Genomic DNA, 9,416 nt, shown 5'->3' with positions numbered 1-9,416 from the left:
GCGGCGCAGAACAGGCTGAGCTGACCGGTGCGCGTCTTGGTGGCGCCGATGTCGGAGAGGATGCGCGCGCCGGCACCGCAACGGTGCCGGGCCGCCCCATGTCGTGCGGCGCGGGAGGTGGTGTGTACAGCGCGGCGGCCAGGGGAGCGGCGCGGATGATGGCCGCGACCAGGTCCCGGGGGGCGGGCGGGGTGGGCGGGTGCGTCATGGCCGCTGGAAGGTGCGGCGGCGGTGGGAGCAGCCGCGGGCGGTGGCGAGGAGCTCCTGGATCCGGTCGCCGGCCTCGTCGGCGTTCCGCATCGGGGTGGGGAACGGCAGACGGGCGTCGTGGTGGCCGCGGGGGTGTTCGAGGCGGAGGGTGAGGGCGTACCGGTCGAGGGCGAGGGGGAGGACGCGGACGACGCCCTGGAGTCGCGAGGGGTCGATCAGGCGCGTCAGCCGCTCGACCGCCTCGGGGTGGGAGTCCGCCAGGTGGATGAGCATGGCGGGCTCGTGGGTCGCCAGCGGGTCCGGTGCGGTGAGGACGATCTCGTCGAGGCCGACGCGGAGGACCCCCTCGGCCGTCTCCAGGGTGGCGCGGGCGGCGTCGAGGCGGAGGCCCACCGTGTCCGCGTCCGGCGCCGGGGTGACGGGCGTCAGCCAGCCGGAGAGGGTCACCCGGGCGCGCACCCGGTCCCGTACGGCGGTGGGGGCGACGTCCGTGAACTCGACGAGTGCGGCCAGCCCGCCTCGCGGAGCCGCCGCGGCCCGCCCGGCCAGGCAGCTGTCGGCGGGCAGCCGCAGCCCCAGGCGCCCCCGCTCGTCGACGTGGTGAACGTCCATCAGGTGGCAGCTGTGGCCGTCCGTGGTGACGGTCAGGGACGTCGCCGCGGCGAGGACGGATCGGACCCGTTCCGCGGGGGTCGGCTCGGCGGCGCGTACGTCGGCGCTCACGGTCTCCACCTCCAGTTAGGTAAGGCTCGCCTAACTTAGCGTGGAGGCGCGGCTCGGCGCCAGTGCGCGGAGAGCGCCGGTACGCGGAGGGGGCCGGTACGCGGAGGGGCCCGGTACGCGGAGGGGGTCCGGGTTCCTACCGGGTCACCAGGGTGACCTCGGTGGCCTTGACGCTCGTGAACACCGGTGTGCCGTCGGCCAGTCCCAGATCCGCCGCGGCCGCCGGAGTGATCTCGGCGACGAGGTCCGGGGCCTGGTCCGAGGTGACCAGGACCCGCATGCGGCTGCCGACGGCCGTGATCTCCCGTACGGTGCCGGGCCAGGTGTTGCGCGCGCTGCCGGTGGGCCGCTCGCGGTGGAGGGACACCGCCTCGGGCGGGATGATCGCGAGGGCGTCGGCACCGGCGGCCACCGGCTCGGCGGCGACGACGGCCGAGCCGTCGGGGAGGGCGAGCCCGTCGGGGGTGGCGGTGCCCGGCCAGGCGTTGCGGCCCAGCATCCGCGCCACCCACGGGGAGCGGGGGTGCCGGGTCACTTCGGCCGGGGCGGCGTCCTGCAGCGCGCGGCCGTCTTCGAGGACCAGCACCCGGTCCGCGAGCGACACCGCCTCGACGGGGTCGTGGGTGACGATCAGGCACACGCCGCCGAAGCCGTCGAGGTGGCGGCGCAGGGTGTGGCGGACGTGGGCGCGGGTCGTCTGGTCCAGCGCCGCCAGCGGCTCGTCGAGCAGCAGCAGCCGCGGCCGGGCGGCGAGCGCGCGGGCGAGGGCCACCCGCTGGGCCTGGCCCCCGGAGAGCTGGGCGGGGCGGCGCTGGGAGAGGTGGCCGACGCCGAGGCGGTCCAGCCACCGCTGGGCGGCGGCCCGGGCCTCGGCGCGGGGCACGCCGTGGGTGCGCAGCCCGTACGCGGTGTTGGCCAGGGCCGACAGGTGCGGGAACAGCGCGCCGTCCTGCGGCACCCAGGCGACACCGCGCCGGTGCGGCGGCAGGTCGGTCACGTCGGTGTCGCCGAGGCGGAGGCGGGCGTGCGCCCGGTCGGTGAGCGCCAGCAGGGCCCGCAGCAGGGTCGTCTTGCCGGCGCCGTTGGGCCCGACGACGGCGATGGTGGTGCCGGGCGCGGCGTCCAGGACGAGGTCGGTGAAGCCGGTGACCTCGGCGTGCAGGGCCCAGCGGTGGGCATCGGCGGGCGGGGCCTTTGGCCCGGGCGCGGTCACGGTGCCGGGGAGGGGTGCGGTGGCGTCGTCGTGCCGGTCCGGCAGCGTGCCCCCGGCCGTGCGCGCCCCGCCGCCGGGCGTCGCGGTCCAGCGGCCGCGCAGCGCGACGAGTACGGCCATCGCGATGGCGAGCAGCAGCAGGGACACGGAGGTCGCGGCCTCCGGCTGGTCCTGGAGGAGCAGGTACACCTGGAGCGGCAGCGTCTGCGTCGTCCCGGGAAGGTTGCCCGCGAAGGTGATGGTGGCGCCGAACTCGCCCAGCGCCCGCGCCCACGTCAGCGCGGCGCCCGCCGCGAGGCCCGGTGCGACCATCGGCAGGGTCACCGTGCGGAACACCCGGAACGGCGAGGCGCCGAGGGACGCCGCGGTCTCCTCGTACCGCTTGTTCAGGCCGGCGAGCGCCCCTTCCAGGCTGATGACCAGGAACGGCATGGCGACGAAGGTCGCCGCGACGACCGCGCCGGAGGTGTGGAACGGCAGCGTGAGGCCGAACCAGTCCTCCAGCCACGGCCCGAGCACCCCGCGCCGCCCGAAGGCGAGGAGCAGCGCCACGCCGCCCACGGTCGGCGGCAGCACCATCGGCAGCAGCACCAGCGACCGGACGAGCGCCTTGCCGGGGAACGGCACCCGGGCCAGCAGCCAGGCGAGCGGCACCCCGAGCAGCAGCGACAGGCCGAGCGCCCAGAAGGACACGACGAAGGACAGCCGCAGCGCCTGGAGGGACTGCTCGGTGCCGAGGTGCGCGCCCAGCTCGCCCCACGAGGTGCGCGTCAGGATGCCGAGGAGCGGCAGCAGCAGGAACGCGACCGCCAGCAGTGCGGGCAGCGCCAGGGCGGCGGGCGCGTGGCGGCGGTGCGGGCGGAGGCGTTTCATCGGTACGTCCTGCGGGGTCGGGAGCACGGGCCGGAGGCGGTGCGGGGTTACGGCTTCTGGAAGCCCGCGTCCTGGAGGATCTTCTGTCCTTCAGGGCCGGACAGCCACGCCACGAAGGCGGCTGCCGCCTCGGCGTTGTCGGAGTCCTTCAGCGTGGCGGCCGGGTACTCGGCGATGGCGTTCTGCGCGTCGGGGATGGCGACGGCGTCGACCTTGCCGGGGGCGCTGTCGGCGTCGGTCCGGTAGACGAGACCGGCGTCCGCCTCGCCCAGCTCGACCTTGCTGAGCACGGCGCGGACGTTCGGCTCCTGGGAGACCGGCTTCACCGTGATCTTCTGCGCGTCGAGGATCTTCTTGCTGTACTTGCCGACCGGCACCTCGGGCGCCGCGAGGACGACCTTGAGCTTCGGGTCGCCGAGGTCCTTCAGCTCGTCGACCTTCTCGGGGTTGCCCTCGCGGACGGCGATGACCAGGCGGTTCTTCGCGATGACGGCCGAGGTGCCGGTCTCGCCCCGGACGCCGTCCATGCTCTTGGTGTCCGCGGTGACCAGCGCGTCGGCCGGTGCCCCGTTCTTGACCTGGGCGACGAGCTCCTGGGAGCCGGCGAAGGAGAAGGTGATCTTCGTGCCGGGGTGGCTCTTCTCGTACGCGGCCCCCGCGGTCTTGAAGACGTCGGTCAGGGAGGCGGCGGCCAGCACGGTCAGGTCGGCCTGCGGCGCGGCGTCCTTCGCGCCCCCGTCGGGCCTGTCGCGGTCGGTGCCGCAGGCGGCGAGCGGGACGAGCAGGGCGGCGGTGAGGACGGCGGCAGCGGCGGTACGGCGCCGGGCGCGGATCCGGGCGCGGTCCTGGACACGGGTCTGGGACATGGGGTCGACTCCTGGTGTGACGTGCGCGGGGGCGGTACGCGCCGCCGCGGCGCGGTGAACGGACGAGCCGCGCCGGGACGGCGACGCCGCTGCCAAGGGACTTCCGCGTGACCCGCCGGCCGGTTCTCCGGTCGGTCAGGCGCGGTCGATGTGCACGTTGGTGGACTTCACGCGGGCGGTGGCCCGCATGCCGACCTCCAGCCCCAGTTCCTCGACGGCCTCGCGGGTGAGCAGGGAGACGAGTCGGTGCGGCCCGGCCTGGATCTCGACCTGGGCGGCGACATCGCCGAGCTTGACGGCGGTGACGATGCCGGGGAAGGCGTTGCGGGCGCTGGTGTACGTGTCGTCGTCGACGTCTCCCGGGCCGGCCTGCGCGACCTCGATGGAGAACGCGGCCAGGTCCCGGCCGTCGATGAGGCGGCGGCCCGCCTCGTCGCGGTGGGTCGCGACCCGGCCGGCGTCCGCCCAGCGCCGCGCGGTGTCGGGACTGACGCCCAGGAGCCGTGCGGCCTGGCCAATGGTGTAGGACTGCATGTGCGCCACGCTAGAGCTGTTTCGCTCTTATCTGCAAACCTTTGAGGCATCCTCCATGGCAGATGGGAGGCGCTTCGGTCGAACCGCCAAGCCGGTCCCGGCCCCGCACCCGCTCACGTCGCGGCGACGGCATGCCGGCACCCTGAGCCGCCTTGGGCAGATGCGGTGAAAGCTCTGGCGGCGGGCTCGCAGAATCGGTCAATCCTCCAGTGCTGCCGGGCACCTGCGTTCCGGGAGACTCGCGTCCGTGAACGGGACGGCGTCGCAGGCGACCTGGCTGTCCCGGGGGGTGAAGGGCATCGGCGCGGCGAGCTTCCTGGCGGACGTGGGCCACGAGATCCCCACGGCGCTGCCGCCCTCCCTGCTGACCTCCACGCTCGGCGCACCGGCCGCCGCCCTCGGCGCGATCGAGGGCGTCTCCGACGCGCTCGCCGGGGCGGCCCGCTTCGGCGGCGGCGTCCTCGCGGACGATCCGGCCCGGCGCCGCAAGGTCGCCGTCGGCGGTTACGCCACCACCGCGGTCCTGGGCGCGGCCACCGCCGGAGCCACGGCGGTGTGGCAGGTCGGCGTCCTGCGCGCCGCCGCCTGGACGGCCCGCGGTCTGCGGGTCCCCGCCCGCAACGCGCTCCTCGCCGACATCGTCCCGCCCCGGGCGTACGGCCGGGCCTACGGGTTCGAGCGGATGATGGACAACCTGGGCGCCGTCTTCGGTCCGCTCCTCGCCCTGGGCCTGGTGGCGTGGCTCGGCGTGACGTGGGCGATCGGCCTCTCCGCCGTCCCCGGGCTGCTGGCCGCCGCCGCGATCGTCTACGCGATCCGCAGGACCCCGCGCCCCACCCGGCGCGACGCGGTGGCCGCCCTCGCCCCGAAGCCCGTGTGCGGCTCCGCCTTCGGCGTGCTGGCCACCGTGCAGTCCCTCGGCAACCTCGCCGCCGGCGCCGTCGCCGGCGTCCTGTGGACCGCCGTGTCCCCGACCGCCGCCTTCGCCTACCTCACGGCCTGGATGCTCCTGGCGCTGGCCGGGCTGTTCTTCTTGAGGACCTCCGTCAGGGCGGAGACGCTGTGATCGCCGTATCCGGCGTCGACCGCCCGCCGGAGCAGTTCGTGGAAGGGCTTGTGCCACTCCATGTCGAGGTCCGCCTCCCTGCCGAGCTCCTCGTCATGGGCGGCCCCGGCCAGGAAGAGGTTCACCGAGGACCCAGGCGCGCTGTAGTCGCCGCGGTCGATCTCCTCGGCGAAGACCGGTAGGACCGAGTTGATCATCTCGAACCACTTGACGCTGAACCGGACCATCGAGGCCGCCGTGAGCCCGCGGGCCTGCAGGGCGGCGGCACCCTGGAAGAAGCCGACCAGCGCGGGCAGCAGGGTGCCGCCCACCGCCATCTCGTAGAGGGCGGCGAGGTCGGGGTCGGGGCCGAGGTAGACGGTGTCGCCGCCCATCACCCGCAGCGTCGGCGCGAACTCGTCGAAGACGCCGCCGTCCCCGCCGTAGTACAGGAGCGTGTCCTCCGCGCCCACGGCGGACGGCACGTTCTTGATCGCTCCGTCGAGATGGCGCGCGCCGTGTGCGAGCGCCCATGCGGCCATCTCCCGGGCCCCGGCCGGCGAGCCGCTGTTGAGCGTCACGAGGGCCCGCCCCTCGAGCGCCCCGGCCGCCGGCTCCAGGGCCTCGATGGTGCTCTCGTACGTGGTCAGGCAGGCGATGACGAGCGGACTCGCCGCGATCGCCGCGTCCAGGGCGGGAGGCTGGACCGCCCCCTTGGCCACGAGCGGCGCACCCTTCGACGGCGTCCTGTTCCAGACGGTGGTCGGGTGCCCGGCGCCGATGAACGCCTCGGCCAGAGCACTCCCCATCGAGCCGAGCCCGACGACGGTTACGGGAATGCGGTCATGCTCGGTCATGCGTCGCTCCTGCCTGATGCCGAACGCGGTCTCAGCGCGATGTCTGTTCCATGCTGGGACGACGCCAACTCGCCTGCAAGTACCGACAATTTCGTCCGGTACCCACATTCTTGTGAGGGGAATTCCGTTGAACAAGCGGACGTATACGTGCGGACTGGACGCCGCCATCGACGTCATGGGCGGCAAATGGAAGGGGCTGATCCTCTTCTGGCTCGCCGAAGGCCCGCTGCGCTTCGGCGCGTTGCGCCGGACGGTGGCCGGCATCAGTGAGCGGATGCTGACCCTGCAGTTGCGGGAGCTGGAGGCCCGCGGCCTGGTGCATCGCGAGGTCCACCACCAGGTCCCGCCGAAGGTGGAGTACTCACTGACCGACTTCGGCCACTCGCTCGTCACCGCTCTCGTCCCGCTCGGCGAGTGGGGCGAGGAGCACATGGAGCGCCTCGCGGGCGAGGTGCCGCCCTCGCCGTGACCTGCGCCGGGGCCGCTCCGCTAGCGGAGCGGCGGGGGAGCCGTGGGGAGCGGTGCCGTCGGCGGCGACGTCCACTGCTGCGTCGGGCGGGACTCGTACAGCACCGTGTGGAACCGTCCGGCCGACTCCAGGCCCTCGGGATCCGCGCCGAGCGCCCGGACCGCCTCCACGGCGTACGCCTGCTCGCGCGCGTCCGTGAAGCGCCGCTGCGGCCAGGTGCGGGCCGGGTCCGCCACGGTGCGCATGCCCCGCGAGGCGAGGGCCTCGGCGATGCCCGCGTACGACACGGTGCGCAGGACGAAGGCGCTGACCCACACCGGCGGGCGGGTCGCGTCCAGCAGCGCGTCGAACGTGCGCCGGGTGACGTAACTCCCCCCGCCGGTCATGGTGAGGAGCCCGACGCCCGAGGCGGCGCGGCGCAGGCCCGGACCGGCCGGGCCGCGTTCCAGGTTGTCGGTGAACGCCGCGGCCAGCAGTCCCACCGCCCGCGCGTACCGCAGTGCCCGGCCGGCGATGTCCAGGCCGACGACCGGGACGGCGTCCGCCCGCCGGCGCCCCGCGTAGAACTCCTTGTCCCACGCGATCAGCTCCTCGGTGGACAGCCGCCGCGCCCGCGGGCAGGTGTAGTGCTCGTACAGCTCCGCGAGGGTGAGGTCGTGGTTGAGGAGGGCGGCGTTGACGCCGTACGAGCAGCACACGTCCAGCACGGTGGGTGCACCCCGGCCGCCGCGCGGCGCGGCGGTGCGCCACTCGGCCACGGTGCGCCTGAAGACGGTCTGGGCGTGGTGGGGGATCTCGTACCGCAGCGGTGCCAGCCGTGCGAAGTACGCTCGCGGGTCCGGCTGGTCGTAGACGTCGTCGAACCGCGCTTTGCCGCCGTCCGGGCCGTCCGCGTCGTCCGCGTCGTCCGCGCCGTCCGGGCCGTCCGGGCCGCCGGGGCCGGAGACTGTCATGGAGAGCTCCTCTCCCTCACGTCACTCGTGCCGTCCGCCATCGTGGCCGCCCGGGGCGGCGCGGGGGACGTGTGCACCGGGGGCGCACGGGCGCAGGCTCCGCGCCGGCGGTCATCGGCCGCCCGGCCCACCGGGTCGTACGTACCGCCATACGACGACATCCGATCGACGTCCCATATGTCCCGATATCATGCCTTCATGATCTCGCTTGGCCGACTGCGGCCGCGCCGCTCCCCCCGCGGCAGATGGGACGCGGCGCTGCTGTCGCCCCTGGTCCTCACGGCCCTCATCGTCGGCCTGGCGTTCTCCACGCCGAGGGAGATCGCCTTCAGCCGTCTCCTGCCCGCCGCGCCCGCCCTCGCCGCCGCGATGTGGCCGGTTCTGCCCACCCTGCTGCTGGGGGCGTTCTGCCTGCTGGTCATGGTCACGCTCAGCTTCTTCCACACCGACCTCGGGACGCCCTACACCGGCGCCGCGATCGTCGCGGTGACCCTGGCCGCCGCGTACGCGAGCCACCTCCGGCTCCAGCGGGAGCAGACGCTCTTCCACGTCCGGCTCGTCGCCGACGCGGCCCAGAAGGTGCTGCTGCGCCCCCTGCCGGGGCGCATCGACGGCGTCGAGATCGAGTCGCTGTACCTGGCGGCCCAGGAGCAGGCCCGCATCGGCGGCGACTTCTACGAGGCGGCCGACACCCCGTACGGGGTCCGGCTGCTCATCGGTGACGTGCGCGGCAAGGGGCTGTCCGCGGTGGGCGCGGCCGCGGCCGTGACCAGTTCCTTCCGGGAGGCCGCGTACGACGAGCCCGACCTGACGGGCATCGCCCGGCGCCTGGAGACCAGCATCATCCGCCACATCGCCGCCTTCCCGGGGCCGGACCTGCCGGAGCGCTTCGCCACCGTCCTCCTCGCGGAGATCCCCCGCGTCGGTGACCGGATCACGCTCCTCAACTGCGGACACCCGCCGCCCCTGCTCGTGCACCACGGGCGGACCCACGTCCTGGAGCCGTCCACCCCCTCGCCGCCCCTCAATCTCGCGGCGCTGATCGGAGACACCTACTGCGTCGACACCGCCGCCTTCGCCCCGGGCGACCACCTGCTCCTCTACACCGACGGCGTGACGGAGACCCGGGACCACGCGGGCGCGTTCTTCCCCCTCCCGGAGTGGATGGCGGAGCAGGAGCCGGCGTCACCCCGCGAGCTGCTCGACCGGCTGCACCGCGACCTGCTCCGCTACAGCCGGGGAAGGCTCGACGACGACATCGCGGCCCTCGCCCTGCGGTGCACCTGACGGGAAGGCGAGGTGCCTCCCGTGTGCGCGTCGCCCCAACCGGCGCTGCCGTACGGCTGTTTGGGCGTTTAAGGAGCCGCCGAGGTGACGGCTGCGGCGCACCCGGTGTGCGGGATTGCTCATATTGCAGAACAACGGCATTCCGTTGAAGCACATGGACCAGGCCTCGGACTCCGGACGCCGGGCGACACCGGCCGGCCAGGGCGCGGGGTCGACCCGGTGCAGCTCCTGCAGGACGTGCCAGCCGAAGGCATGGAGGGAAACGAAGGGTTGAGCAAGGGTGCACGACCCGTACAGCGAAAGTTGTAGGGGGCGGTGTTTTCCCCGTCGAGAACGCGGCCGCACCGCCGTACGGGCATGGCCGAAAAGCGACCTGCGCCCGGCGG

The 9,416-nt window shown here is 74.3% G+C and carries 10 protein-coding genes; 3 read left to right on the top strand and 7 right to left on the bottom strand.

Translation table 11 applies throughout. From position 1 onward, the window contains the following. Window positions 1-204 precede the first annotated feature (204 nt). From AB0A69_RS25440 to AB0A69_RS25425, 4 genes are all read right to left on the bottom strand, one after another. Window positions 205-933 carry a DUF2470 domain-containing protein gene (locus tag AB0A69_RS25440; RefSeq protein ID WP_361426342.1) on the bottom strand — a complete coding sequence of 243 codons (729 nt, stop codon included), beginning with the start codon at window positions 931-933 and terminating at the stop codon, window positions 205-207. Window positions 934-1,069: 136 nt separating this feature from the next. After that, entirely contained in the window at window positions 1,070-3,019 is a 1,950-nt protein-coding gene (locus AB0A69_RS25435; RefSeq protein WP_361426339.1) for an ABC transporter permease, read from the bottom strand. Between the two features lie 47 nt (window positions 3,020-3,066). Continuing rightward, on the bottom strand, window positions 3,067-3,885 hold the full coding sequence (gene modA, locus AB0A69_RS25430) for a molybdate ABC transporter substrate-binding protein (RefSeq protein ID WP_361426336.1): 819 nt from the start codon (window positions 3,883-3,885) through the stop codon (window positions 3,067-3,069). 135 nt (window positions 3,886-4,020) lie between these two features. After that, entirely contained in the window at window positions 4,021-4,419 is a 399-nt protein-coding gene (locus AB0A69_RS25425) for a helix-turn-helix transcriptional regulator (RefSeq protein WP_361426333.1), read from the bottom strand. 247 nt (window positions 4,420-4,666) lie between these two features. On the opposite strand from AB0A69_RS25425, the gene AB0A69_RS25420 reads away from it, so the two are divergent. Beyond that, on the top strand, window positions 4,667-5,485 hold the full coding sequence (locus tag AB0A69_RS25420) for an MFS transporter (protein ID WP_361426330.1): 819 nt from the start codon (window positions 4,667-4,669) through the stop codon (window positions 5,483-5,485). On the opposite strand, the gene AB0A69_RS25415 is transcribed toward AB0A69_RS25420, so the two are convergent. Then, a complete protein-coding gene (locus AB0A69_RS25415; protein ID WP_361426327.1) occupies window positions 5,407-6,321 on the bottom strand; it encodes an NAD(P)-binding domain-containing protein in 915 nt (304 codons plus the stop codon). The two genes, AB0A69_RS25420 and AB0A69_RS25415, sit on opposite strands and share 79 nt — an antisense overlap. 127 nt (window positions 6,322-6,448) lie before the next feature. Between AB0A69_RS25415 and AB0A69_RS25410 the strand changes: the two genes are divergently transcribed. Further along, entirely contained in the window at window positions 6,449-6,790 is a 342-nt protein-coding gene (locus AB0A69_RS25410) for a helix-turn-helix domain-containing protein (protein ID WP_361426324.1), read from the top strand. Between the two features lie 20 nt (window positions 6,791-6,810). On the opposite strand, the gene AB0A69_RS25405 is transcribed toward AB0A69_RS25410, so the two are convergent. Continuing rightward, the gene (locus tag AB0A69_RS25405; RefSeq protein WP_361426321.1) at window positions 6,811-7,743 is read right to left on the bottom strand and encodes a hypothetical protein; all 933 of its coding nucleotides are present in this window, start codon (window positions 7,741-7,743) and stop codon (window positions 6,811-6,813) included. Window positions 7,744-7,941: 198 nt separating this feature from the next. On the opposite strand from AB0A69_RS25405, the gene AB0A69_RS25400 reads away from it, so the two are divergent. Further along, complete coding sequence (locus AB0A69_RS25400) at window positions 7,942-9,030, top strand: PP2C family protein-serine/threonine phosphatase (protein WP_361426318.1); 1,089 nt, start codon at window positions 7,942-7,944, stop codon at window positions 9,028-9,030. Here AB0A69_RS25400 and AB0A69_RS25395 read toward each other — a convergent pair. Then, the gene (locus AB0A69_RS25395) at window positions 8,929-9,375 is read right to left on the bottom strand and encodes a YqcI/YcgG family protein (protein WP_361426315.1); all 447 of its coding nucleotides are present in this window, start codon (window positions 9,373-9,375) and stop codon (window positions 8,929-8,931) included. The genes AB0A69_RS25400 and AB0A69_RS25395 overlap by 102 nt on opposite strands. Window positions 9,376-9,416 lie beyond the last annotated feature (41 nt).

Origin of the sequence: Streptomyces sp. NPDC045431 (genome assembly GCF_040646655.1) — a bacterium.
Classification (GTDB): Bacteria; Actinomycetota; Actinomycetes; order Streptomycetales; family Streptomycetaceae; genus Streptomyces.
Note: the sequence above shows the minus strand (reverse complement) of the source record. Positions and strands in the feature narration are given on the sequence as shown.

What these genes read in the sequence shown, in the direction of transcription:
- AB0A69_RS25425 (WP_361426333.1), bottom strand. Translation starts at nt 4,419, where the DNA reads ATGCAGTCCTACACCATTGGCCAGGCCGCACGGCTCCTGGGCGTCAGT.
- modA (WP_361426336.1), bottom strand. Translation starts at nt 3,885, where the DNA reads ATGTCCCAGACCCGTGTCCAGGACCGCGCCCGGATCCGCGCCCGGCGC.
- AB0A69_RS25400 (WP_361426318.1), top strand. Translation starts at nt 7,942, where the DNA reads ATGATCTCGCTTGGCCGACTGCGGCCGCGCCGCTCCCCCCGCGGCAGA.
- AB0A69_RS25405 (WP_361426321.1), bottom strand. Translation starts at nt 7,743, where the DNA reads ATGACAGTCTCCGGCCCCGGCGGCCCGGACGGCCCGGACGGCGCGGAC.
- AB0A69_RS25415 (WP_361426327.1), bottom strand. Translation starts at nt 6,321, where the DNA reads ATGACCGAGCATGACCGCATTCCCGTAACCGTCGTCGGGCTCGGCTCG.
- AB0A69_RS25435 (WP_361426339.1), bottom strand. Translation starts at nt 3,019, where the DNA reads ATGAAACGCCTCCGCCCGCACCGCCGCCACGCGCCCGCCGCCCTGGCG.